The organism is Streptomyces asoensis, assembly GCF_016860545.1.
Taxonomy (GTDB): Bacteria; Actinomycetota; Actinomycetes; order Streptomycetales; family Streptomycetaceae; genus Streptomyces; species Streptomyces asoensis.
The window spans coordinates 1625077-1649395 of record NZ_BNEB01000003.1; the positions used below are offsets into that span (position 1 = coordinate 1625077).

At 73.0% G+C, this 24319-nt stretch carries 24 protein-coding genes; 12 read left to right on the forward strand and 12 right to left on the reverse strand.

The features are described 5' to 3' along the window. Positions 1-23: 23 nt before the first annotated feature. The 3 genes from Saso_RS19975 (at position 24) to Saso_RS19985 (ending at position 3433) form a co-directional block, all read left to right on the forward strand. Positions 24-1373 carry a sensor histidine kinase gene (locus Saso_RS19975; RefSeq protein WP_189927112.1) on the forward strand — a complete coding sequence of 450 codons (1350 nt, stop codon included), beginning with the start codon at positions 24-26 and terminating at the stop codon, positions 1371-1373. Next, positions 1370-2035 carry a response regulator gene (locus tag Saso_RS19980; protein ID WP_189927052.1) on the forward strand — a complete coding sequence of 222 codons (666 nt, stop codon included), beginning with the start codon at positions 1370-1372 and terminating at the stop codon, positions 2033-2035. The genes Saso_RS19975 and Saso_RS19980 overlap by 4 nt, the downstream gene beginning before the upstream one ends. Positions 2036-2215: 180 nt before the next feature. Next, on the forward strand, positions 2216-3433 hold the full coding sequence (locus Saso_RS19985; RefSeq protein ID WP_189927051.1) for a cytochrome P450: 1218 nt from the start codon (positions 2216-2218) through the stop codon (positions 3431-3433). Here the strand turns inward: Saso_RS19985 and Saso_RS19990 are convergent. Genes Saso_RS19990 through Saso_RS20000 form a run of 3 tightly spaced genes read right to left on the reverse strand, consistent with a single transcriptional unit; the run spans position 3423 to position 6161 of the window. After that, positions 3423-3653 carry a hypothetical protein gene (locus Saso_RS19990; protein ID WP_189927050.1) on the reverse strand — a complete coding sequence of 77 codons (231 nt, stop codon included), beginning with the start codon at positions 3651-3653 and terminating at the stop codon, positions 3423-3425. The two genes, Saso_RS19985 and Saso_RS19990, sit on opposite strands and share 11 nt — an antisense overlap. Positions 3654-3705: 52 nt before the next feature. Further along, positions 3706-5274, reverse strand: a complete 1569-nt coding sequence (locus Saso_RS19995) for an ABC transporter permease (protein WP_189927049.1) — start codon at positions 5272-5274, stop codon at positions 3706-3708. Continuing rightward, positions 5271-6161: an ABC transporter ATP-binding protein gene (locus Saso_RS20000; RefSeq protein WP_189927048.1), complete on the reverse strand. Its 891-nt coding sequence runs from the start codon at positions 6159-6161 to the stop codon at positions 5271-5273. Before Saso_RS20000 ends, Saso_RS19995 begins: the two co-directional genes overlap by 4 nt. A gap of 73 nt (positions 6162-6234) precedes the next feature. Between Saso_RS20000 and Saso_RS20005 the strand changes: the two genes are divergently transcribed. Then, positions 6235-6741, forward strand: coding sequence for a GbsR/MarR family transcriptional regulator (locus Saso_RS20005; RefSeq protein ID WP_189927047.1), 507 nt, complete (start codon positions 6235-6237; stop codon positions 6739-6741). A gap of 5 nt (positions 6742-6746) precedes the next feature. On the opposite strand, the gene Saso_RS20010 is transcribed toward Saso_RS20005, so the two are convergent. Then, a complete protein-coding gene (locus Saso_RS20010; RefSeq protein WP_189927046.1) occupies positions 6747-7616 on the reverse strand; it encodes a diacylglycerol kinase catalytic domain-containing protein in 870 nt (289 codons plus the stop codon). 206 nt (positions 7617-7822) lie between these two features. On the opposite strand from Saso_RS20010, the gene Saso_RS20015 reads away from it, so the two are divergent. Continuing rightward, positions 7823-9106, forward strand: coding sequence for an adenylosuccinate synthase (locus tag Saso_RS20015; protein ID WP_028806748.1), 1284 nt, complete (start codon positions 7823-7825; stop codon positions 9104-9106). Positions 9107-9275: 169 nt separating this feature from the next. Beyond that, entirely contained in the window at positions 9276-9569 is a 294-nt protein-coding gene (locus Saso_RS20020) for a hypothetical protein (RefSeq protein WP_189927045.1), read from the forward strand. A gap of 8 nt (positions 9570-9577) precedes the next feature. On the opposite strand, the gene Saso_RS20025 is transcribed toward Saso_RS20020, so the two are convergent. The 4 genes from Saso_RS20025 to Saso_RS20040 all read right to left on the reverse strand — a co-directional run bounded on the left by Saso_RS20025 (position 9578) and on the right by Saso_RS20040 (position 14971). Continuing rightward, entirely contained in the window at positions 9578-10228 is a 651-nt protein-coding gene (locus tag Saso_RS20025) for a hypothetical protein (protein WP_189927044.1), read from the reverse strand. Positions 10229-10287: 59 nt separating this feature from the next. After that, a complete protein-coding gene (locus tag Saso_RS20030) occupies positions 10288-12762 on the reverse strand; it encodes a dolichyl-phosphate beta-glucosyltransferase (protein WP_189927043.1) in 2475 nt (824 codons plus the stop codon). Next, positions 12759-13460, reverse strand: coding sequence for a GntR family transcriptional regulator (locus Saso_RS20035; RefSeq protein WP_189927042.1), 702 nt, complete (start codon positions 13458-13460; stop codon positions 12759-12761). Before Saso_RS20035 ends, Saso_RS20030 begins: the two co-directional genes overlap by 4 nt. A gap of 152 nt (positions 13461-13612) precedes the next feature. Then, positions 13613-14971, reverse strand: coding sequence for an aspartate aminotransferase family protein (locus Saso_RS20040; RefSeq protein WP_189927041.1), 1359 nt, complete (start codon positions 14969-14971; stop codon positions 13613-13615). A gap of 290 nt (positions 14972-15261) precedes the next feature. Between Saso_RS20040 and Saso_RS20045 the strand changes: the two genes are divergently transcribed. Continuing rightward, positions 15262-17217, forward strand: a complete 1956-nt coding sequence (locus Saso_RS20045) for a serine/threonine-protein kinase (protein WP_189927040.1) — start codon at positions 15262-15264, stop codon at positions 17215-17217. A gap of 257 nt (positions 17218-17474) precedes the next feature. Here Saso_RS20045 and Saso_RS20050 read toward each other — a convergent pair whose 3' ends face one another. Next, a complete protein-coding gene (locus Saso_RS20050; RefSeq protein WP_372442476.1) occupies positions 17475-18209 on the reverse strand; it encodes an SLATT domain-containing protein in 735 nt (244 codons plus the stop codon). A gap of 354 nt (positions 18210-18563) precedes the next feature. On the opposite strand from Saso_RS20050, the gene Saso_RS20055 reads away from it, so the two are divergent. The 3 genes from Saso_RS20055 (at position 18564) to Saso_RS20065 (ending at position 20245) form a co-directional block, all read left to right on the forward strand. Beyond that, complete coding sequence (locus Saso_RS20055) at positions 18564-18905, forward strand: YbaB/EbfC family nucleoid-associated protein (protein WP_189927038.1); 342 nt, start codon at positions 18564-18566, stop codon at positions 18903-18905. A 79-nt stretch (positions 18906-18984) separates the two neighbouring features. After that, positions 18985-19584, forward strand: a complete 600-nt coding sequence (gene recR / locus Saso_RS20060) for a recombination mediator RecR (protein WP_189927037.1) — start codon at positions 18985-18987, stop codon at positions 19582-19584. Continuing rightward, positions 19577-20245 carry a DUF5063 domain-containing protein gene (locus Saso_RS20065; protein WP_189927036.1) on the forward strand — a complete coding sequence of 223 codons (669 nt, stop codon included), beginning with the start codon at positions 19577-19579 and terminating at the stop codon, positions 20243-20245. Before recR ends, Saso_RS20065 begins: the two co-directional genes overlap by 8 nt. Positions 20246-20319: 74 nt before the next feature. On the opposite strand, the gene Saso_RS20070 is transcribed toward Saso_RS20065, so the two are convergent. After that, positions 20320-21156 (reverse strand): PhzF family phenazine biosynthesis protein, encoded by an 837-nt coding sequence (locus Saso_RS20070; protein WP_189927035.1) that lies wholly within the window; start codon positions 21154-21156, stop codon positions 20320-20322. Positions 21157-21281: 125 nt separating this feature from the next. Between Saso_RS20070 and Saso_RS20075 the strand changes: the two genes are divergently transcribed. Both Saso_RS20075 and Saso_RS20080 read left to right on the forward strand, forming a co-directional pair. Beyond that, positions 21282-21470, forward strand: coding sequence for a hypothetical protein (locus Saso_RS20075; protein ID WP_189927034.1), 189 nt, complete (start codon positions 21282-21284; stop codon positions 21468-21470). A 131-nt stretch (positions 21471-21601) separates the two neighbouring features. Next, on the forward strand, positions 21602-22099 hold the full coding sequence (locus Saso_RS20080) for an SgcJ/EcaC family oxidoreductase (RefSeq protein ID WP_189927033.1): 498 nt from the start codon (positions 21602-21604) through the stop codon (positions 22097-22099). Here the strand turns inward: Saso_RS20080 and Saso_RS20085 are convergent, their stop codons facing one another. Both Saso_RS20085 and Saso_RS20090 read right to left on the reverse strand, forming a co-directional pair. After that, positions 22100-23470: a HAMP domain-containing sensor histidine kinase gene (locus Saso_RS20085; RefSeq protein WP_189927032.1), complete on the reverse strand. Its 1371-nt coding sequence runs from the start codon at positions 23468-23470 to the stop codon at positions 22100-22102. It abuts the gene before it with no gap. Further along, positions 23467-24177 carry a response regulator transcription factor gene (locus Saso_RS20090; protein WP_189927031.1) on the reverse strand — a complete coding sequence of 237 codons (711 nt, stop codon included), beginning with the start codon at positions 24175-24177 and terminating at the stop codon, positions 23467-23469. Before Saso_RS20090 ends, Saso_RS20085 begins: the two co-directional genes overlap by 4 nt. Between the last annotated feature and the right edge of the window lie 142 nt (positions 24178-24319).

The following is a 24319-nucleotide window of genomic DNA, read 5'->3' on the forward strand; positions in this document are numbered from 1 at the left end:
TTACCGTTTCGAACGTGACCGACATGACGCAGCCGCACCCCGCGCCGGGCGACCCGGACGACTCCTACGAGGCCTACCGGCCGCGCAGCCCCGAGTTCCGGGCAGCCGTGGACGCCCTGCGCGGCCTGCGCGAGGACCTCTTCGACGACGCCTTCGCCTACCGTCCGCTGCCCCGCAAGGAGCCGCAGGGACGCCTGCTGCGCGGTACGAAGGGCCGCAGGCGGGAGTACGCGGCATGGTCGCGGCACATCACGGTCGGCGTGGCCGGGGCCCTGGCGATGTTCATCGCGTGGGCGGACGACCCGGGCGGCGGTACGGGCATGCTGACCGGCCTGCTCGCCCTGGCCCCGGTGCTGCTGACGCTGGTGCGGCCGGTCGGCGCGTTCTGGCTGTCGCTCGCGGCGACCACCGTCGTCGCCGCCATCGGTTCCACGTACGGCGAGTGGCCCTGGCTGCCGGGCAGTTTCGCCGCCCACCTGATCGTCCTGACCGTCGTGGCGATACGCACCCGCCCGCGCATCGCCGCGTGGATGTGGATGCTGACCGCGGCCTACGGCTTCGTGGCCGACACCTTCTTCAGCTGGGGCCACTACGACACGGACGTCGCCCCCATGCTGGTCTTCTCCGCGATCGTGCTCCTCGTCGTCACCGTCCGGCACATCCGCCGGCAGGCCGAGGAGGAGGTGACGGCCCAGCAGACGGTCACCGCCCACGAACGCTCCCGCCGCACCCTGCTGGAGGAGCGCACCACGATCGCCCGCGAACTGCACGACGTGGTCGCCCACCACATGTCGGTGGTCGCCATCCAGGCGGAGGCCGCGCCCTACCGGGTGGAGAACCCGCCGCCGGAGCTGGAGAAGGCCTTCGCCACCATCCGGGAGAACGCGGTGGCCGCCCTCACCGAGCTGCGCCGGGTGCTGGGGGTGGTCCGCGCCGAGGACTACGAGGTCCCCGACGCCCCGCAGCCCACGCTCGCCGAACTGGACGGTCTGCTCGCGAACGTGCGGGAGACCGGCCTGGACGTGGAGAAGACGGTCACGGGCGCGGTCCGGGAACTGCCCCAGGGCGTGGAGCTCTCGGCGTACCGGATCGTGCAGGAGGCGCTGAGCAACACGCTGCGCCACGCTCCCGGCGCGAGCGCCCGCGTGGAGATCGGGTACGTCCTGGGCGGTCTGGGACTTCGGGTGGTCAACGCCCCGCCGCCGAACCCGTCCCTGGTCAAGCCCTCGCCGGGGGCCGGGCACGGCATCACGGGGATGCGGGAGAGGGTGGGCATGCTGAACGGCGAGATGACCGCGGAGCCGACGCCGGCGGGCGGCTACGAGGTGACGGTGTTCCTGCCGGTGGCCGCCGCGAGCGAGAGTGGGACATGACCATCCGAGTACTGATCGCCGACGACCAGATGATGGTGCGCGAGGGCTTCTCGGTCCTGCTGAACGCGATGCCGGACATCGAGGTGGTGGGCGAGGCGGTCAACGGCCGCCAGGCGGTCGAGCGGGTGCGGGAGCTGGCCCCGGACGTGGTCCTCATGGACATCCGCATGCCCGAGCTGAACGGCATCGAGGCGACGCGGGAGATCGTGGCGGCGGACGGCGCGGCGAAGGTCCTGGTGCTGACGACCTTCGATCTGGACGAGTACGTCTACCAGGCGCTGCGCGCGGGTGCCTCGGGCTTCCTGCTGAAGGACGCGTCGGCCCGGCAACTGGCGGACGGGGTCCGGGTGGTGGCGGCCGGCGAGGCACTGCTGGCCCCGTCCGTCACCAGGCGGCTGATCACCGAGTTCTCGAAGCTGTCGGACACCCCGCGCCTGTCCCCGACCGCCCTCGCGGCCTACGGCGACCTGACCGAGCGGGAGACGGAGGTGCTGGTCCTGATCGCCCAGGGCCTGTCGAACCTGGAGATAGCCGGGCGGCTGGTGGTGGCCGAGTCGACGGTCAAGACCCATGTGAGCCGGATCCTGGTCAAGCTGGGGCTGCGGGACCGCACCCAGGCGGCGGTCTTCGCGTACGAGGCGAGGCTGGTGACACCGGGCTAGGGCGAAACACGCCCCAGGGGGGCGTCCGGCACCGCCCGCGCCGGGGCGGCCGGGCCGGGGCGGAGGCGCCCCGCGGCTGTCTCCTGCGGCGGGCCGTCGTGCCCGCCCGCCTCCTCCCGCCGTACCCGTCGTGCCAGGACCCCCCTGGTCAGCAGCCCGTCCAGCGGCTAGCGTCCGTCCATGGCAGCAGTCGACGACCTCTCCTTCGATCCCTGGGATCCCGCGTTCCTGTCGGACCCGTACCCGGCGTACGCCGAACTGCGGGAGCGGGGGCGGGTGATCCGCTACGAGCCGACCGGCCAGTGGCTGGTACCGCGTCACGCGGACGTGTCGGCGCTGCTGCGGGACCGGCGGCTGGGGCGGACGTACCAGCACCGTTTCACGCACGAGGACTTCGGGCGGACGGCGCCCCCGGCGGATCAGGAGCCGTTCCACACGCTCAACGACCACGGGATGCTCGACCTGGAGCCGCCCGACCACACCCGGATCCGGCGGCTGGTGTCGAAGGCGTTCATCCCGCGCACGGTGGAGCGGCTGAAGCCGTACGTACGGCGGCTGGCCGGGGAACTGGTGGACCGGCTGGTGGAGGCCGGCGGGGGAGACCTGCTCGTCGACGTAGCCGAACCGCTGCCCGTCGCCGTGATCGCCGAGATGCTCGGCATCCCCGAGTCGGACCGGGGGCCTCTGCGGCCCTGGTCGGCGGACATCTGCGGGATGTACGAGCTCAACCCGTCGCCGCAGACCGCGGCGAGGGCCGTGCGGGCATCCGAGGAGTTCTCCGCGTACCTGCGCGAGCTCATCGCCCTGCGGCGCGCGCGGCCGGGCGACGACCTGATCTCCGGTCTCATCGCCGCGCACGACGAGGGCGACCGGCTCACCGAGCAGGAGCTGATCTCGACCGCGGTGCTGCTGCTCAACGCGGGCCACGAGGCGACCGTGAACGCCACCGTGAACGGCTGGTGGGCGCTCTTCAGGAACCCCGGGCAGCTGGACGCGCTGCGCGCCGACCACTCGCTGGTGCCCACCGCCGTCGAGGAGCTGATGCGGTACGACACCCCGCTCCAGCTCTTCGAGCGGTGGGTGCTCGACGACATCGAGATCGACGGGACGACCGTGCCGCGGGGCGCCGAGATCGCGATGCTCTTCGGGTCGGCCAACCACGATCCGGCCGTGTTCGCCGAGCCCGGCCGGCTCGACCTCACCCGCGCCGACAACCCGCACATCTCCTTCAGCGCGGGAATCCACTACTGCATCGGCGCCCCGCTGGCCCGCATCGAGCTCGCCGCCTCGATGACGGCCCTGCTGGAGAAGGCGCCGAAGCTGGCCCTGGCGGCGGAGCCCCGGCGCAAGCCGAACTTCGTGATCAGAGGGCTGGAGGGGCTCGACGTCACCGTCTGAGGCGGCTCGCGAGGCGGGTGGACACGGCCCACAGGGCCAGGCCCGCGGCCGTCCCGCCCAGCAGGGCGAGCGGCAGTTGCGCGTAGAGGACGCTGAAGTCGGGGCTCTGCTCGAAGCGCCAGAAGCGGGCGCGGACGTCGACGGACCACACCGCGAGGCCCGCGCCCCAGCCGAGCGCCATGGCGAGGCACCCGCCGGCCGCCTGCGTACGTTGTCCCATACCGGACACGGACGCGGCCCCGCCCGCCCCGGTTGCCGCCCCGCGCGGCTGTCTACGTCGTCATGTCGCGGCGGCGCAGGGCGGCCAGGCCGGCGGTGGTCAGGGCGGCGGCCGCCGTCAGCAGGAGCAGCACCGGGGTCCACCGCATCCCGCCGCCGGGCAGCTTCGGCAGGTGGGCGAAGGGGGACAGGTCCATGACCGCCCGCGGAGCGTCCAGCGCGGGACCGATCCAGCCGATGAGCAGGATCGCGCCCGCCACGCCCCAGGCCGCCGGCGCGAGACGGGGGGCCGTGCCGTACAGCAGGACGGCCGAAGCGCCGACCACCCAGATCGCGGGGAGCTGCACCAGGCAGGCGCCGAGGAGCGGGAGGACGTCCCGGCCGTGGCCCAGCGCCAGCCCCGCGCCGGCCAGGAGCATGATCAGCGCCGAGCCGCCGAAGGCGGCCACGAGGTGGCCGGCCGCCCAGCGCAGCCTGCCCACCGCGTTCGCCAGGACGGGTTCCGCGCGGCCCGACGTCTCCTCACCGTGCAGCCGCAGGACGGACCCGACGACGTACAGCGCCGCGATCAGGCCGGGCATGCCGGCCATCGAGGCGAGGAACGCGTCCGTGAGCCCCGACCGGCCGCCCATCCGCTCGAAGATCTGCCGGGCCCGGTCGTTGTCGCCGACCAGATCGGCCACGCCGTCCGTCAGCCCGCCGTAGACCACTCCGGCGAGGAGGAAGCCGGCGCTCCAGCCGGCCACCGCGCCGCGTTGCAGCCGCCACGCCAGCGCGGCGGCCGTGCCGAGGCGGCCCGTCGCCGGCCCCGGCCGGGCCGGCAGGAAGCTCATGCCGACGTCCCGGCGGCCGGCCAGCAGGTACGCCACCGCCCCCTGTGCGGCGGCCGCGCCGGCGAACAGCGCGAGCACCCACCAGCGTTCGCCGGCGAACGGCCGCAGGTTCTCCAGCCAGCCCAGCGGGGACAGCCAGGTCGGCGCCGCCGACCCGTCGTCGGCCGCGGAGTCGCCCGCGGCGCGCAGGACGAACGCGCAGCCGAGGGCGGCGGACGTCAGGCCCCGGGCCGCCCGGGCGCTCTCGGTGAGCTGCGCGACGATCGCCGCCATGGTCGCGAAGAGCATGCCGACCCCGGCGAGGCCGAGGCCCAGGGCCGCCGCGCCCGCCGCCCCCTGCCCCGCCAGGCCCGCCGTCACCAGCAGGGCCAGGACGCCGTTCGCGACGCCCGCGGCCAGCAGCGCCGCCGTCAGGGAGGCCCGGCGGCCCACCGCACCGGACGCGACGAGTTCCTGACGGCCGCTCTCCTCCTCGTCCCGGGTGTGCCGTACGACGACCAGCAGGCTCGTCACCGCGGCGATCAGGCCCGCGAAGACGCCCACCCGCCAGGCGGTGAGCGCGCCGAGGGAGTCGTCGAAGACGGGACCGATCAGCGCGCGGAAGGAGGCGTTGGCGTCCATCTGGCGGAGCAGACGGGCGCGGTCGGCGGGGGTGGAGTAGATCCCTTCCAGGGTGCTCGGCATGGAGAGGACCATCAGGGTGTTCACGGCCACCCAGACCGGGACGAGCAGCCGGTCGCGGCGCAGCGCGAAGCGCAGCAGGGTGCCGGTGCCGGCGAGGGCGCTCACCGCCCGCTCGTCTCGTAGTGGCGCAGGAACAGTTCCTCCAGGGTCGGCGGCGCCGAGGTGAGCGAGCGGACGCCCGACCGGGTCAGCGACCGCAGGACGGCGTCGAGTCCGTCGGGGTCGACCCGCAACTTCACACGGCGGCCCCGCACGTCGAGGTCGTGCACGCCGGGGAGTCCGGTCAGCCCGTCCGGTTCGCCCGCGAGTTCCGCCGTGACGGTGGTCCGGGTCAGGTGGCGCAGCTCGGCCAGCGATCCCGTCTCCACCGTGCGGCCCTTGCGGATGATGCTGACGCGGTCGCACAGCTCCTCGACCTCGCCGAGGATGTGGGAGGAGAGCAGGACGGTGCGGCCGCGGCCTTGTTCCTCCCGCACACAGCGCCGGAAGACCTCCTCCATGAGGGGGTCCAGGCCCGAGGTCGGCTCGTCCAGGACGAGCAGGTCGACGTCCGAGGCGAACGCGGCGACCAGGGCGACCTTCTGCCGGTTGCCCTTGGAGTAGGTGCGGCCCTTCTTGGTGGGGTCCAGTTCGAAGCGGTCGACCAGGTCGGCCCGGCGGCCCGCGTCCAGTCCGCCGCGCAGCCTGCCGTACAGGTCGATGACCTCGCCGCCGGACAGGTTGCGCCACAGGGTCACGTCGCCCGGCACGTACGCGATGCGGCGGTGCGCCTCGACGGCGTCGGTCCACGGGTCGAGGCCGAGGATCCGCGCGGTGCCGGAGTCGGCGCGCAGCAGGCCGAGCAGGACGCGCAGGGTGGTGGACTTGCCGGAGCCGTTGGGGCCGAGGAAGCCGTGCACCTCGCCCGTCCCGACCTCCAGATCGAGTCCGTCGAGTGCGCGGGTACGGCCGAAGGACTTGTGCAGTCCGGACACCGAGATGGCCTTCGTCATGGCTCCGAACCTACGCTTCTTTCAGAAATTTGTGAAGATAAGGAAGTTCATGAAGAAACGTTAGGATGGGGTCATGAGCGAGACAGCGGGTGGACGCCCGGGTGGGCGCGACGCGGAGGCCGTGTCGAAGTTCGTCGAGTCCTTCGCGGCCCAGCTCGTCGAGGCGGGGATGCAGCGCATGGCGGCGCGGGTCTTCGCCGCGCTCCTCTCCTCCGACGAGGGTGTGCTGACCTCCGCCGAACTGGGCGAACAGCTGCGGATCAGCCCCGCCGCCGTCTCCGGCGCGGTGCGCTACCTGGCCCAGGCGCACATGGTCTCCCGCGAGCGGGAGCCCGGATCGCGGCGGGAGCGCTACCGGGTGCACGGCGACCAGTGGTACGAGGCGCTGACCAGCCGCGACGCGATCGTCAAACGGTGGGAGGGCGCGCTGCGCGAGGGTGTCCTGAGTCTCGGCCCGCACACGCCCGCCGGGCGCCGGATGGCCGAGACACTCGCGTTCTTCGAGTTCGTGGAGGGCGAGCTCGTGGCCATGACGGAGCGCTGGCGCGTGCACCGGGCGACGCTGTTCGAGGAGGGCTAGCCGGCTCAGCGCCCCGGCAGCATCAGGCCGAGGGCCCCTTCCCGCACCGTCCAGGTGCGCCGGCGTACCGGGCCGGCGACCGTCGCGTCCGCCCGGTAGCGGAAGTCCGCGCCGGACACGGTGACCGTCCGCCCCCGCGCCTCCAGGGGCACCGCCACCGCGCCCAGGGACAGCGGCCGGACCTCCACGACCGCCGTGCCGGAAGGTCCCGGGGTCACCGACACCGCCTCCACCGGCTGGTCGAGGTCGACCAGCGTCACGCCGTCCACCTCGATGCGCAGCCGCGCGGGTCCGGGCGGGGCGAGCGCGGGGGAGGGCCGGGACGGCCGCGACGGGACCAGCGTGCGGAACAGCGACTGGTAGGTCCGCAGCCACGGATGACCGCCCGCGACGAGCCCGGCCTGCGCGACGGACGGCTCGGGAGCGGTGGCGAGGGGCACCGGCGGTATCCGCAGCGCACCCAGCACCACCCCGTCGCTGTCGTCCACCAGTACGTCGAGACGGCGTTCGGCGCCGTCCAGGACGGCGCGGGCCGCCGCCACGGCCCCCGTGGGCACCCCCAGGGCGTGCGCGACGCCCAGGGCCGCGCCCACCGGCACCACCGACAGCACGCACTCGGCCAGGGCCCGCTGCCGGTGCAGCAGGGCCACCGCGCGGATCAGGGCGCGGTCGTCCCCGATCACCACGGGCCGCCGCGAACCCCGCCTGGCCAGGACCCGGGCGAACTCCTCCGGGTCCTCCGGAAGGCACACCTTGGTGCTCGCCGCACCCGCGCTGAGCACGTCTTTCGCGATCCGTACGGACTCCCCGTCCGTGCGCCGGGCGGCCGGGTCGACGATCACCAGCAGCTGATCGGACGTCGGAGAAGTCGCCACCTCGGTCCTGCCTCGCTTCCTCGGGTAGCATCTTTGTGCAAGAGCCCCTTGCGCTATTGCGCCAGGGGCTTGGTCTATTCCGGGGCATCCGGGTCCGACAAGCGGCGACCGACGGCGGTCGCGGTGCACGTGGTGCACGCGGTGGAAAGTGCCACCGCGTACGCCCCTGGCCTTGGACATGCCCCACCCGGAAGGGGTGTACGCGCGTGCCCGCACTTGTGCTGCTCGGTGCTCAGTGGGGTGACGAAGGCAAGGGAAAGGCCACCGACCTTCTCGGTGGCTCGGTGGATTACGTAGTGCGCTACCAGGGCGGCAACAACGCCGGCCACACGGTCGTCGTGGGCGACCAGAAGTACGCACTCCACCTGCTCCCTTCGGGCATTCTGTCACCCGGCTGTACGCCGGTCATCGGTAACGGTGTCGTTGTCGACCCGTCGGTCCTGCTCTCCGAGCTGAGCGGTCTGAACGAGCGCGGCGTCGACACGTCGAAGCTGCTGATCAGCGGCAACGCGCACATCATCACCCCCTACAACGTCACTGTCGACAAGGTGACGGAACGCTTCCTCGGAAAGCGCAAGATCGGCACCACCGGGCGCGGCATCGGCCCGACCTACGCCGACAAGATCAACCGCGTCGGCATCCGGGTCCAGGACCTGTACGACGAGTCGATCCTGACCCAGAAGGTCGAGGCGGCGCTCGACGGCAAGAACCAGCTGCTGACCAAGCTGTACAACCGCCGCGCGATCGCCGTCGACCAGGTCGTCGAGGAACTGCTCGGCTACGCGGAGAAGCTCGCTCCGTACGTCACCGACACGGTCCTGCTCCTCAACCAGGCCCTGGAGGCGGACAAGGTCGTCCTCTTCGAGGGCGGTCAGGGCACGCTCCTCGACATCGACCACGGCACGTACCCCTTCGTCACCTCGTCCAACCCGACCGCGGGCGGCGCCTGCACGGGCGCGGGCGTGGGCCCGACGAAGATCAGCCGGGTCATCGGCATCCTGAAGGCCTACACCACGCGGGTCGGCTCGGGTCCCTTCCCGACCGAGCTCTTCGACGAGGACGGCGAGGCGCTGCGCCGCATCGGCGGCGAGCGGGGCGTGACCACCGGCCGCGACCGCCGCTGCGGCTGGTTCGACGCGGTCATCGCCCGCTACGCGACCCGGGTGAACGGCCTGACGGACTTCTTCCTCACCAAGCTCGACGTGCTGACCGGCTGGGAGCAGATCCCGGTCTGTGTGGCGTACGAGATCGACGGCAAGCGCGTCGAGGAACTGCCGTACTCGCAGAGCGACTTCCACCACGCGAAGCCGATCTACGAGACGCTTCCGGGCTGGTCCGAGGACATCACCAAGGCCAAGTCCTTCTCCGACCTGCCGAAGAACGCCCAGGCGTACGTGAAGGCGCTGGAGGAGATGTCCGGCGCCCCGATCTCCGCGATCGGCGTGGGCCCGGGCCGGGACGAGACGATCGAGATCAACTCGTTCCTGTGACGACGGGGCGGCGCGCCGTCGCCGCCTTCACGGGCCGGTCCGGGACACCCCGGGCCGGCCCGTTCCGCTGTGCTCCCCAAGCCGCTGTTCGAACCGGGCGATACGGGTCGAACGGGAATATTCTGGGCATTGCACGATCCACGTGCGTCGGCCGAGGAAGGTGAGTGCGATGCGCGTACTGCTCAAGGCGTCCATGGACACGGAGAAGGCGAACGAGGCGATCCGCAGCGGCACCCTGGCGAAGCTGATCGAGGAGTCGATGGAGCAGATCAAGCCCGAAGCGGCCTACTTCACCACCGACCACGGCAAGCGCACCGCCTACGTGTTCTTCGACATGCAGGACAGCGCGCAGATGCCGGTGCTGAGCGAACCGTTCTTCCTCAACCTCGGAGCCGAGATCTCCTACACGCCCGTGATGAACATGGAGGACGTGCAGCGGGGTCTGTCCCAGCTCGGCCGCTGAACGTCCGGTCAGCTGAAGACGATCATCGAACCCTGCGCCAGGCTCCGCGTCGCCGCCGCGTACAGCCCCAGCCACACGTGGCGCTCGCGCGCGAACGGACTGGGATCGTACGGCGCCGCGACGGCGGGCTCCTCCAACTCCGTCGGACCGGCGGGCGGCTGCGGGGCGGCCGGCGGATTGGCCGGATCGATGCCGATGGACGGACCCACGAACTCCAGCTCCCGCAACAGGGACTGCGCGGAACCCAACGGGCCGCCGCCCGCGAGGAGTTCGTCATTGGACAGCGGCTGCGGGAAGTCCACGGGGACGTACGCGCCCGCGTGGTCGTAGTGCCAGACCAGGTGCGACTGCTTGGCCGTCGCCTCGAACATCTCGAGGAGCTGCTCGTAGTCGCCGCCGAGTTCGTCCACCGGCGTCACCGGCAGACCGCACACCTGGAGGAGGTAGGCGCGGCGCAGGAAGTGCAGGGCGTCGTAGTCGAAGCCGGCCACCGGGGCGACCTCGCCGGACAGCCCGGGCATGTACTGGTACACCGGCACCGGCGGGAGACCCGCCTCGGCCAGCACCTTGTTGTACTGGGCGAGTTCGTCGGCGAAGGGGTTGTCGGGGGTGTGGCACAACACGTCGACGAGCGGCACCAGCCACAGGTCACAGGCCAAAGAGAGCTCCTCACTCAGTACGTTGACCGGTCAGGGAAGACTAGTCGGTGCGGCACGCATCAGCTCCCCTCGTGCAGGTCCCATACCCACACTCCGGCCACCCGCCTACCCGGCCGGCCGACCAGCTCGTCCACCGTCTCACGCAGCCGGTCCGCGTGCGGCTGCGGGGCCAGCACCAGCGCGCCCGCCCGCCAGTGGGCGAGATCCTCGCGGGCCGCGGCCCGGGCGCGGGCGTCCACCACCGGGACGACGCCCGTGTACCGCACGTCCCGCAGCAGGCTCGCCGTGAAGCGCAGCGGGACACCGTAGACGCCGGTGCGGTCGCCGTCGCCCTGGGGGCCGTTGAAGTAGCCCCCCGGCATCCGGAAGCCGAGGCCCGACACCGTCTGCCAGTGCAGCGCCTCGGCGTCCTGGGGGTCGGCGAGCGGCACCGGGACCAGCGTCTCGCCGTCCCTGACGTACGTCTTCCAGGTGCCCTCGGTGAAGAAGGCGGGCACCTCGGCGCGCGGCCCGGACTTCAGCGGGGCGGGGACGAGGGGGAGCAGGGCGAGGCAGACGGCGAGCACGCCCGCGTACTGCGTGCCCAGGCGGCGGGCGCGCGCCAGCCGGTCGACCGCCAGGGCGAGCAGCATGCCCAGCGGCGGGGCGCAGACCAGCGCGAACCGGCTCTCGATGACCGACTCGAAGAGCGGGAGAGCGGCGAGCGCGGCCCACGGCCCGGGGACGGAGGTGCCGGTGAGGGGGAGGGCGATCCGCGACCCCAGCGACAGCACCGCCGCGCCCGCCGCCGTGAAGGCCAGCGCCCTGACCGCGGGCCGCCGCCACAGCCCCACCGTGATCGCGAGGGCCAGCAGGACCAGCGGCCAGCCGTAGAAGGCGTTCTGCTCGGTGGGGTTGAGGGAGAGCGCGTCGGCCCGGCGGGCGTCGCCCGCGATCAGCGAGCGCTCGGCGAAGGAGAGCAGCGCCCGCACGGAGTTGGCGACGCCGGGCGCGGTGCCGTGGTCGATGCCGGTGTAGCTCTGCGGTCCGGAGAACTGCCAGGCCAGGGGGTAGAGCACGAGCGGCAGGCACACGGCGGCGGCGATCGCCACACCGGTCAGCAGGGGCCGCGCCGCCCGGCGGGCGACGTCGGGGCGGACCGCGCCGTAGGCGACGGCGAACAGCAGCATGCCGACCGCGGCCAGCAGCAGGGGCTCCTCGCCGAGGAAGACCTGGTAGGCCGTCATCAGGCCGAGGACCACCGCGTCCCGGGTGACCCGCTCCCCGGTCGTGAGCCGCAGCGCGCGCTCGATGATCGCCGGGATCATGAACAGCACGACGAAGTTCGGGTGGGCGTTGGCGTGGCTGACCAGGGGCGGGGCGAACGCGGCCAGCGCGGCCCCGGCGAAGGCGGCCGCGCGCTGGCGCACCAGGCGTTTCACGATCAGCCGGTACCAGGCGGCCGCCGTCGCCGCCGTCCCCAGCGTCAGCACCAGGGTGAGCGTCACGGCCGGGCCGAGCAGCAGCGTGAGGGGGGTGAGCGGGACGGAGAGACCCGGCATCGTGGTGTTGGCCATCAGGTTCACGCCGCCGGGGAAGCCCTGGAGGTCGGTGAACAGGGGATTGCGCAGGTGGGCGACGTTGTCCGCGGTGACCGCGAAGAACCACTCCCACTGGTTCTGGTCCTGGAGGGAGTCGGTGAGGTAGCGGTGGGCCGGGTCGAGGAGGTGGCCCGAGTGCAGGGCCGCCGCCATCGCGAGGAACAGCAGGACGGCGACGACGTCCGCCGCCCTCGGGACCGGTATCCGCAGCCGGACCAGGTCGCGCAGGAACCGGAGGTAGTCCGCGGGCCGCACCTTCGAGCCGGGCCGGTGCGACCAGTGCACGGGCACCTCGGCGACCGGCCAGCCGGCGCGCTGGAAGTGCCTCAGCACCTCCACGTCGATGGCCCAGCCGTTGAGGCGGGAGGCGGCGAACGCGGTGCGGGCCCGGTCGCCTTCGAACAGCTTGAACCCGCACTGGGTGTCCCGCGTGCCGCGCAGGGTCGTCCGGCGTATGAGGACGCTGCCCGCCGTGCCGAGGAGTTCGCGTATCCGGTGCTGGCGGTCGCCGAGGGTCGCGCCGGGCACGGCCCGTGAGCCGATCGCCGCCGCGTGGCCGTCGGCGAGCGCCTTCTCCAGGTGTTCCAGTTCCTCGACGGGGGTGGCGAGATCGGCGTCCATGACCAGGACGTGGTGGCCCCGGCTGGCGGCGACCCCGTTGCGCAGGGCGTGGCCCTTGCCCCGGTTGCCGGTGCCGGGTCCGGCGACGAGCCGTATCCGGGGGTCCCGGCGGACGGTGACGAGTTCACGGGTCGCGTCGGTGGAGCCGTCGTCGGCGACCAGGACCTCCCAGCTGCCCCAGCGGCCGCCCTCCCCGTCGAGGTGGCGGGTGACGGCGTCCAGGGTGGGGCCCAGCCGGCGTTCCTCGTTGTAGGCGGGGATGACGACGGAGAGCGCGACGGGCCCCGTGTGCCGTGCGGTGCGGGGCGGGCCGGGGGCTTGTGCCCCGCTCACTGAGCGGCCAGCCGCTCGATCAGGGCCATGGAGTCGTCGTTGTACGCGGCGAGGATCACGCGCGCGGTGGCGGTGTCGCGGTCGTACAGGGCGTCGACCAGTTCGGTGTGTCCCGACCACAGCAGGCCGCGCAGATCGGCCGGCCGGGGCAGGTGCTGGACCGTGCAGACCCAGGACTGCAACCGCAGCCGGTGCAGGAAGTCGGCGAGATAGGGGTTGCCGAACAGGGCGCTCAACTCGCGCCAGAAACGCAGGTCGTAGCCGATGAGCACGGTGAGGTCGCCGGCGGACGCGGCCCGCTGCGCCTCCTCGCCGCGGCGGCGCACCCCCGCGATGGCGGCGGCGGTCCGCGGGTCCTCGTAGTCGTGGTGGTGCCGCCGGCCCTCGTCCAGGGCGAGGAACATGCCCTCGATGATCAGGCTGCGCGCCTCGATCATGCCCCGGAAGTCCTGCACGGAGTACTCGTGGACCCGGAAGCCCCGGTGCTGGTCGGCCTCCAGGAGCCCCTGCGCGGAGAGGTCGACCAGGGCCTCGCGCACGGGGGTCGCGGAGACGCCGTACTGCTCGGCGATCTCCTTGACGGTGAACTCCTGGCCCGGCTTGAGCCGTCCGCCCAGCACCTCGTCGCGAAGCGCGTCGGCGATCTGCTGACGCAGGGTGCTGCGCGTCACGGCTCCGCTGCCGGTGCTGCCGGGCATGGTCGGGGCGTCTCCATCGTCGGTGCGGAAGGAAAGGGCGTGCTCGTCGGTATGTACGAGCACGCCACCTTACGCGTTCGACGAATTCCGGACCGGCTGCGCACGGACCCCGTGATCCGCCCCGGACGCACCCCGGTTCCCGCCGGGTGGTGTCAGCGCTCCGTGTACTCGTCGGCCACGGTGAGGGCCGCGTCCAGGGCCGCAAGGCCCTCCTTGACCTCGGACTCGGAGACGTTGAGCGGCGGAACGAAGTGGGTGCGGTTCATGTTCACGAACGGCCACGCACCGGCCTTCTTGGCGGCCGCCCCGAACGCGGCCATCGCCGCGTTGGCCTCGCCGGCCGCGTTGTACGGCACCAGCGGCTCGCGGGTCTCCCGGTTCTTGACCAGCTCCAGCGCCCAGAACATGCCGACCCCGCGAACCTCGCCGACGCTGACGTGCCGCTCGGCCAGCTCCCGCAGCCCCGGACCGACGACCGAGGCACCCAGGTCCCTCGCGTTCTCGACGATGCCCTCCTGCGCCATGACGCCGATCGTCGCGACGGCGGCCGCGCAGGCCAGCGGGTGCCCGGAGTACGTCAGACCGCCCGGGTAGGGCCGCCTGGCGAAGGTCTCCGCGATGGCGCCGGAGATCGCGACCCCGCCGAGCGGGACATAGCCGCTGTTCACGCCCTTGGCGAAGGTCATCAGGTCGGGCTTCACGTCGAACAGGTCGGCCGCGAACCACTCGCCGGTGCGACCGAACCCGGCCATGACCTCGTCCAGGACGAAGACGATCCCGTGGGTGTCGCACAGCTCGCGCACCCCGGCGAGGTAGCCGGGCGGTGGCACCATGATCCCGGCGGTGCCGGGGACGGTCTCCAGGATGATCGCGGCGATCGTCCCGGGCCCCTCGAAGGCGATCGTCGTCTCCAGGTGCTCCAGCGCCCGCGCGGTCTCCTGCTCCTCCGTCTCCGCGTAGAAGCGGGAGCGGTACAGGTAGGGCGCCCAGAAGTGCACGACGCCGGCCGTCGCGGTGTCGGAGGCCCAGCGGCGCGGGTCGCCGGTGAGGTTCACGGCCTGCTGGGTGCCGCCGTGGTACGAGCGGTAGGCGGACAGCACCTTGGCGCGCCCGGTGTGCAGCCGGGCCATCCGCACGGCGTGCTCGACCGCGTCCGCCCCGCCGTTGGTGAAGAAGATCTTGTCGAGGTCGCCGGGGGTGCGCTCGGCGATCAGACGGGCCGCCTCCGACCGGGCCTCGACGGCGAAGGCGGGCGCGAAGGTGGTCAGGTGGGCGGCCTGCTCCTGGATCGCGGCGACGACCTTCGGGTGCTGGTAGCCGATGTTCGCGTAGACGAGCCCGCTGGTGAGGTCGAGGTACCGCTTGCCGTCGTAGTCCCAGAAGTAGGACCCCTGCGCGCCGGCCACGGCGAGCGGGTCGATGAGCTCCTGGGCGGACCAGGAGTGGAAGACATGCGCGCGGTCCGCGGCCTTCACGGCGGCGCCGGCCTGGGGGTCGGTCTGAGGGGTCATGCCGGTGAGCGTAAATGTCCGCGATGCGGAAGCGGTATCGGCGTCCTGTTCCGTGGAGGGGACGTTTTAGCGACAGGTTGTCGGGCGTGCGGACGGGTCCGCGCACGCCGGCGGGCCGGGGGTGGGCGGACCCCGGCCCCGGGGGAACGGCTGTCCGAGCCGCCGGGCGGGCCGAGCGCGCTGTTACGCAACCGTAGACAGCGCGCCGCACTACGGCCCGGACCGCCGGATTATTCTCGGCTGGAATGCACATGGACCGATCACACATGTGCGGGAGAGGCGGCGCTGCGATGGAGAAGCTGGGCCCGGAGGACCCGCAGCGCATCGGCGGCTACCGGCTGCTCGCGCGGCTGGGCGCGGGCGGCATGGGGCAGGTCTACCTCGCCCGGTCGGACCGGGGGCGGACCGTCGCCGTGAAGCTGGTCCGGCGGGAGCTGGCGGCACGCGAGGAGTTCCGGGCGCGGTTCCGGCAGGAGGTGCGCAACGCCCAGCGGGTCGGCGGGTTCTGGACCGCGCCCGTCCTGGACGCCGACACCGAGGCCGCCGTGCCCTGGGTGGCCACCGGCTATGTCGCGGGGCCGAGCCTCCAGCAGGTCGTGAGCCACGACCACGGCCCGCTGCCCGAGCGGTCGGTGCGCATCCTCGCCGCCGGGCTCGCCCACGCGCTGGCCAACATCCACGCGGCCGGGATCGTCCACCGTGACCTCAAGCCGTCCAACGTGATGGTCACCATCGAGGGGCCGCGCGTCATCGACTTCGGTGTGGCGCGGGCCCTGGAGAGCGTGAGCGGGGACAGCCGGCTGACCCAGACCGGCGCGGTCATCGGCTCGCCCGGCTTCATGGCCCCCGAGCAGCTGCGCGGCGCCCCGGTCACGCCCGCGAGCGACGTCTTCTGCCTCGGCTCCGTCATCACCTACGCCGCCACCGGCGGGCTGCCCTTCGGTCCGGCCGACAGCGGGCCGCACGCCCTGATGTTCCGCATCGCCCAGAACGAACCCGACCTGTCGGGCGTCCCCGAGGGCATCGCCGACCTGGTCCGCGGCTGTCTGCGCAAGGACCCGGGCGCCCGTCCCTCCCTCGACCGCGTCCTGGAGCTCACCGGGGTCGACGACACCGTCTCCGACGGCCGCTCCCGCGATCCGTGGCTGCCCGGCTCCCTGGTGGCCGAGCTCGGCCGTCACGCCGTGCGGTTGCTGGAGGTGGAGGACCCCGAGGGCACCGGCGGAACGGCGGGTGCGGACCTGTCCGGTCCGGGTTCCCCCTTCCCGTCCCCCTCCTACTCCGGCCCGTCCGTCCACCCCGCGGCCCCCGCGCAGTCGGGTCCGCCGGCCCGGCCCGCCGCGGGCGCCTACCCGGCGGCCGCCTCCGAGGCCTTCCCGCAGCACTCCGGCCCGCGCGAGGACGCGTCCTCGGCGGACCACCGCCCCACGCTGCTCGCGGGCGCCGACGGCATCCCCGCGCAGCCCCTCCCGCCCGGGGCGACCGCCCCGGCCCACCCGGCGTACGGCCGCCCTCAGCAGCATCCGCAGCCGTCCGTGCCCCCGGCCCTGCCGGACGGCTGGTCGCCCGCGCCCGGCGGACAGGCGCCGTACAACCCGTACGCGGACGGTCCGGCGGGCCCCGGTACCGGCGCCGGGTACGGCGGGTACGGACCGGCGGACCCGCAGGAGCCGCAGGAGCCGCCGCGCCGCAGCGGCCGTACGACCGGCCTGCTCGTGGCGGTGGCCCTGGTGGTCGCGGTCGCGGCGGGCGGATCGGTGTACGCGTTCATGAACGGGGACGGCGACACCACCGCGCAGCCCACGCCCGCGGGGTCCTCCGCGGCGAAGGGCTCGCAGCTGCCGTCACCGGACCCGACCGGGTCCGCCCCGTCCTCGGCGTCCCCCTCCGCGTCCGCGGCGGACGGCGTGGTTCCCGATTCCTACCTCGGGAGCTGGACCACCACGGTCACCGGCGCGGGCGGCAAGGAGACCCGGCGGCTGACCCTCACCCAGGGGAAGGTGGGCGACACGGTGCTCGCGCTCATCGCCGACGGCAAGGGTTACCACTGCGAGTTCAGCGCCACGCTCTCCCGTCGCCCGGGCGGCGACGGCCCGCTGGAGATCGGCCCCTCGAAGGTCACCGCCGGAGAACCCCTCTCCGCGTGCACCCCCGGCGCCGCCTCGGAGGTCACCCTCCTCACCGACGGCGGCCTGCGCCGCGAGAACACCGGAACCGGCGAAAAACTCACCTACACCCGCAACTGACCCCGTCACCTCCGGGCCCGGGGAAGCGGTCGGCTGCCGAGGGCGCGGGCGAGCGGGCGGCCGTTCCCTCACCGGGGCCGCCGATTCCGGGATGTCCGGCCTGCGATCGCACGACGACTTTGCGATCGCCCGAGCGAGCCGCCCTCGCGTGTGCCGTCCGGTCCGCGAGTCCCTGCGGGCGACCGCAGGGCGGCTTCCGCGTTCGCCCGGGTGACGGGGCGGGGCGCCCACCGGGGAGGCGGTCCGGGCCGGGGGTGTCAGCGGGGTTCCGGGGGGCGTTGGCGGGGCATGTTGGGGCGGGTGTTCGCGCCGGGCGGCATCGGCAGGCGGCCGTATCCCGAACCGGCCTCCGGGCGTCCGCCGGGGGCGACCGCCGCCTGCATCCCCATCGGAGCGGGCCCGGTCCGGAACTCGACCATCCAGTCGGCCGTCTCCGTGCGCACCAGCTCCGTGACGTCCTCCGAGAAGCGGCGCAGCACCGCGAGGCACCGCTCGGCGGCCTCGCTCGCCGTGCCCTCCGCCGGGCCCAGCACCTCGCGGACGCTCTCCGAGGCCCAGTCGAACTGGAGCACCTGGATCCGGCGCTGCACGGCCTGGGCGGTGGCCACGTCCCTCATCCAGCCGGACGTCACGCCGAAGAACCGGTCCACGGCCAGGCACGCCACCGCCAGCAGCAGGGCCAGATAGCCCCAGGGCGCGACACCGCCCACCACCCGGGTCACGTCCAGCAGCGGCAGCGCCGCCGCGCACACCGCCCCCACCGCCGCCCCGGTGCGCAGGACCCGGGCGGCCCGCCGCTTGCCCACCCGGTCCGCGAGGTACCAGGCGGCGGTCGCCAGGGCCCCGGACTCCACCCAGCGGTACAGCTCGTCCAGCCGCTCGGCGGGCTCGCCCCAGTCCCCGTGCGGAAGCGTCCGCCCGGCCAGATCGCCCGGGCGCAGTCCGGCCGCGCCCTCACTCCGCCCGTCCTGGGGCGGACCCTCGGGCTGCATCTCCGGCTGCTGACCCACCCGGCACTCCCTACTGATCCCGACCGATCCCGGCCGATTGATCCCGACCCTCGACCCGGACCGTTCCATCCCGACCGGTCCGACCCCTCACGTCGCGTGACACCCGTGACGGCTGATGCTGACGCGCCGGACCTTTCCTACCTCCCAATGGGTGGCGAAGAGGAAGGTTTCGCCTCTTTTACGCCTGGAAGTGGGCCTTGATCAGGTATAGGACTCACACATAACTCACTCGAAAGAGTGCTGGGGCGACACCCGCACAGACCACGTAGGCTCGTGCCGAGCGGGAAAGACCCGCCCGAAGGCACGCCCGACAGTCGCAGGACACAGGAGCTGATCGTGATTCCCGGTGGTGGCCAGCCCAACATGCAGCAGCTGCTCCAGCAGGCCCAGAAGATGCAGCAGGACCTGGCCCGTGCCCAGGAGGAGCTGGCGAACACGGAGGTCGACGGTCAGGCGGGCGGCGGCCTGGTGAAGGCCACCGTGACCGGCTCCGGCGAGCTGCGCGGACTGCGGATCGACCCGAAGGCGGTGGATCCGGAGGACACCGAGACCCTCGCCGACCTGATCGTCGCGGCGGTCCAGGCGGCCAACGAGAACGCGCAGACGCTCCAGCAGCAGAAGCTCGGCCCGCTGGCCCAGGGACTGGGCGGCGGCGGCATCCCGGGTCTGCCTTTCTAGGACCGGTCCGCCTTACGCGGACCGGCCTCGGCCGACTACCGTACGTACCGCAAGGAACCTCAGGAAGGACGGCAGTCCGTTGTACGAAGGCGTGGTCCAGGACCTCATCGACGAGCTGGGGCGGCTGCCCGGCGTCGGTCCCAAGAGCGCGCAGCGGATCGCCTTCCACATCCTCCAGGCGGAACCGACGGACGTACGGCGGCTCGCGCAGGCCCTGATGGAGGTCAAGGCGAAGGTCCGCTTCTGTGCCACCTGCGGCAACGTGGCGCAGGAGGAGCTGTGCGGCATCTGCCGGGACCCGCGCCGCGACCCGGCGGTCATCTGCGTCGTCGAGGAGCCGAAGGACGTCGTCGCGGTCGAGCGCACCCGTGAGTTCCGCGGCAGGTACCACGTCCTGGGCGGCGCCATCAGCCCCATCGAGGGCGTCGGCCCCGACGACCTGCGCATCCGGGAGCTGCTCGCGCGGCTGGCCGACGGCACGGTCACGGAGCTGATCCTCGCCACGGACCCCAACCTGGAGGGCGAGGCGACGGCCACCTACCTCGCCCGCATGATCAAACCCATGGGCCTGAAGGTCACCCGCCTGGCCAGCGGCCTCCCGGTGGGCGGCGACCTGGAATACGCGGACGAGGTCACCCTCGGCCGCGCCTTCGAGGGGAGACGACTCCTAGATGTCTGACGCCACGCTGCACGCGACGGGACGGAACCCGGACGACTTCGCGGTCCAGATCGCGGACCAGGTCGAGAGCTTCCTGGTGGCCGTCACCGAGGTGGCGAAGGGTGACGAGCCGGGCTCGGCGGTCCCCTTCCTGCTGCTGGAGGTCTCCCAGCTGCTCCTGGCCGGCGGCCGGCTCGGCGCGCACGAGGACATCGTCCCCGACGAGCGCTACGAGCCCGACCCGGGTTTCGAGCCCGACGCCGACGAGCTCCGCGAGAACCTGGCCCGGCTGCTGGAGCCGGTGGACGTCTACTCGGAGGTCTTCGACCCGTACGAGCCCCGCAAGGCGCCCGTGCCGGCCCGGATCTCCGACGACCTCGCCGACGTCATCGCCGATCTGCGCCACGGCATGGTCCACTACCGCGCGGGCCGGGTCACCGAGGCCCTGTGGTGGTGGCAGTTCTCCTACTTCTCCAACTGGGGCTCCACCGCCTCGGCGACCCTGCGCGCCCTGCACTCGGTGCTCGCGCACATCCGGCTGAACCAGCCCCTGGAGGAGCTGGACGGTCTCGACACCGACCAGAGCACGCTCGGCGACGAGACCCTCGAGTTCGAGGCCGGCCGGGTCATGGCGGAGGAGATCGGCGAGCGGCTGGGCGTCCACCCGGCGAACCGGGGATAACGGGGGCCACCGGCCACCCCGCCCGGGGCCGCGCGCCGACCCGGCTCCGGACAGCCCTCTCTCCCGTTCCCCGCTCAGACGGGGACGGCCGCGCCCGTGACGGCGATGCCGGTGTCCCTTCCCTCGGGGACGGAGACCGTGAGGAGGCTCGGGCGTCCCATGTCCTCGCCCTGATGGATCGTCAGGGTCGCGGGTACGGGGACGAGTCCGAGTTCGCGCAGGTACCCGCCGAGGGCGGCGGCCGCCGCTCCGGTCGCCGGGTCCTCGACCACACCGCCGGGCGGGAACGGGTTGCGGGCGTGGAAGACGGTGGGCGACTCCCGCCGGACCAGGTCGATCGTGGTCCAGCCCCGGCGGGCCATCAGCGCGGTGAGCGCGGGCATGTCGTAGTCGAGGTCCGCCAGGCGGCCCCGGTCGGCGGCGGCCAGCACCGGATGCCAGGCGCCCGCGTAGGCCACCCGCGGCGGCAGCGCCGGGTCCAGGTCGCCGGCCGACCAGCGCAGCGCGGACAGCAGTTCGGCCAGGTCGGCCTCCGCGAGGGGCTCGGTGCGCGGCGCGACGCTCACCAGGGTCGCGCTGGTCGTCCCGTCGTCGGCCACGGTGCTGGTGACGGGGACGACGCCCGCCCTGGTGTGCAGGATCAGGGGCCCGGGGCCGTGCCGGTCCGCGTGGGCGACGGCGGTGGCGATCGTCGCGTGTCCGCAGAAGGTCACCTCGGCGAGCGGGCTGAAGTACCGCACCGACAGGGTGCCGTCGTCACCGGGCACCACGAACGCCGTCTCCGAGTAGCCCACTTCGGCCGCCGTCGCGAGCATGGCCGCCTCGTCGGCGCCGGTGGCGTCCAGGACGACCCCCGCCGGGTTGCCGCCGGCCGGGTCGGTGGTGAAGGCCACGTATCGCAGTACGTCCATCGTCATGGTGTACCTGTCTACACCATGACCTGGGGAGCACGCTCCCTCGTTTGCGCAGGTCCGGGGCGGGATCGTTGGTCTCGCAAGCGCGAGCCCCGTTCCGGCGTCCCGAAGGAAGTCCCGTCATGAAGGCCCTGCTCCCCTCCCGTCCCGTCCTGTGGTTCCTCTTCCTCTTCAACCTCATGGTCGCCGCCGCGGCCCCCTTCGTGATCGACGGAGCGCAGGGGGTGCTGACGGCGGCCGGCATGGGGGCCGTGTCCCTCGGGGCCGGCGCGGGCCTGGTCCGCGACCGCAGGGCGAGGCCCGCCTCCTGACGAACAGGGCCGCCGTTCCCGGGAATTGGCGGTGCCCTGTACGCCCGCTGCACCGGCGCTGCACGGGCGTTGACCGGCCGGACGCGAGGCTTGGGTCATTCCCAGGAGCTCCAAACCGCACAGGAGTTGCGATGACCCGCAAGACCCGCATACGCGCCGCCCTCGTCACCACCACCGCGGTCGTCACCGCCACCGCGGTGTCGGCCGGCGTCAGCGCGGCCGGTCCCGAGAAGTCCTCCGAGCCCACCAGGAAGCAGATCGCCGCCCTCTTCGACGGCTGGAACGCCGCGCTGCGGACCGGCGACGCCGAGACGGTGGCCGACCGGTACGCGGACGACGCGGTCCTGCTGCCCACCGTCTCCAACCGGGTGCGCACCGACCGCGCGGGCATCGTCGACTACTTCGAGCACTTCCTGCTGAACAAGCCGGTCGGCAAGAAGGTGCGGACGATCATCAACGTCCTGGACCGCGACTCCGCCCTCGACACGGGCGTCTACGCGTTCACCCTCACCGACCCGGTCACCGGCGCCAAGCGCGTCGTCGAGGCCCGTTACACCTACGAGTACGAGAAGCGCGGCGGTGTGTGGAAGATCGTCAACCACCACTCGTCCGCGATGCCCGAGGGCTGATCAGCCCGTGCGCGGGGCCGCCCGGAGCGTCACGCGCACACACAGGCCGCCCCCGGGCGCGTCCGCCAGCGCCACCGTCCCGCCGTCGTCCGTCACCAGCTGCCGGACGACGGCGAGGCCGAGTCCGGACCCGGAGCGCCCGGTGAGACCCTGGCCGCGCCAGAAGCGGTCGAAGGCACGGGACTTCTCCGCGTCGGACATGCCGGGGCCCTCGTCGGCGACCGACAGCACCACCTGGTCGCCCTCCGGCTCCGTCCGCACGGTGATCCGCCCGCCGTCGGGCGACACCTCCAGGGCGTTGGAGAACACGTTGTCCAGCACCTGCTCCAGATGACCGGGGCCGGCCATCACAGACGGCCGGTCGTCGACACCACTCCCCCTGAGCGCGATGGTGACTCCGCGCTCGTCGGCGGCCGGCCTCCACACCGACAGGCGCTCCGCCACGATGTCGGTCAGCGACAGCGGTTCCGCCGCCGTCACCTTGGCCTCGGCCCTGGCCAGCACCAGCAGGCCGTTGACCAGCCTGCTCATCCGCACCACCTCGGCCGTGGCCTGCTCCACGTCCTCCCGGACGAACGCGTCGTCGACACCGTCGGCGATGTTGTCCAGGGAGAGGCGCAGCGCCGTCAGCGGGGTCCGCAGCTGGTGCGAGGCGTCCGCCACGAAGTTGCGCTGCGAGGCGATCAGCGTGTCGAGGCGCTCGCCCGCCTGGTTGAGCGTGCGCGCGAGGGTCTGTGTCTCCTGGGGGCCCGTCACGGGGGAGCGGGCGGTCAGGTCGCCGTCGCTGAACTTGCTCGCCATGTCGTTGAGCTGGCGCAGCGGAAGGGTGATCCGGCGGGCGACGGCCGTGCCGATCAGCGCGGCCACACCGAGCACCGCCACGGCGAGGCCGGCCCGGAATCCCCAGATCGTCCACAGCCTGTGGGTGAGTCCCGAGGTCGAGGAGACGATCCGGACGGCGCCGACGACCGCGGTGCCCTCCTGCGCGGGGACGGTGATCACCAGCTCGCGGCCCCAGATGAGGTCCGAACCCCAGTCGGTGGTCGGCCGGCCCTGCTCCAGGGCCCTGGCCAGCGCCGCGTCCCGGTCCGGACGCGGCACACCGGCCGCGCACCCGCCGGCGGCCGTGACCTGGACCTCGTCCTTGCCCTTCGTCTCCGCGGCGTACGCGCCGGCCATCTTCTCCAGCGCCCGGCAGGAGGCGGGGTCGCCGTTGCCGAGCAGCAGCGCCATGGTGGTCGCCTCGCGCTCCATGGAGACCTCGGTGTCGCCGCGCAACTGGGCGGTGAGGGTGAACGCCACCGGCACCGTGAACAGCAGGACGGCGACGGCCACCAGCAGCACATAGCTGCGGATGAGCTGCCTGATCATGACGCCGGGCCGCCCGGGCCGGGGGCGGCCCCGCCGACTATCTCCAGCCGGAAGCCGACGCCGCGCACCGCCTCGATGGCGACGACCCCGGCGAACTTCCGGCGCAGCGCCGCCACGTGCACGTCCAGCGTCTTCGTCGGCCCGAACCAGTTCGCGTCCCAGACCGCTTCCATGATCTGCTCGCGCGACATCAGCGCGCCGGGCTCCTCGGTGAGGAAGGACAGCAGGTCGTACTCCTTCGGCGCGAGCGCGACCTCCCGGCCGTCCACGTGGACGCGGGCCGCCTTGCGGTCGACGGTCAGCCGGGACCCGTACCGCTCCGGCCCGCCGGGCGCGGCGCCCGGCCCGGTACGCGGCCGCACGCGCCGCATCACCGCGCGTATGCGGGCGATGACCTCCCGGACCCCGAACGGCTTGGACACGTAGTCGTCGGCGCCCAGCTCCAGGCCGACCACGCGGTCCGTCTCGTCGCTGCGGGCGCTGATCACGATGATCGGCACGTCACCGCGCTCGCGCAGCGCCTTGCAGACGTCGAGGCCGTCGGTGTCGGGAAGACCCAGGTCGAGCAGGACGACGTCGTAGGGGCCGGGGTGGGCGAGCGCGGCGCCGCCGGTGGTGACCCAGTCGACCTCGAAGCCGTAGCGCCTCAGTCCGCGTCGCAGCGACTCGGCGACCGGTTCGTCGTCTTCCACCAGGAGTACGTGCACAGCCGCACGATAGTGCTTGAAACTTAATTCACAGCTATCACTTCGGCGACAGTGGGAAGGGAAGATCCGACGACGGGCGTCCGGGCCTCCCTCCGGCCTCTTCCGCGGGTCTCCACGAGTCTCACGATGCGGTACCCGGGGG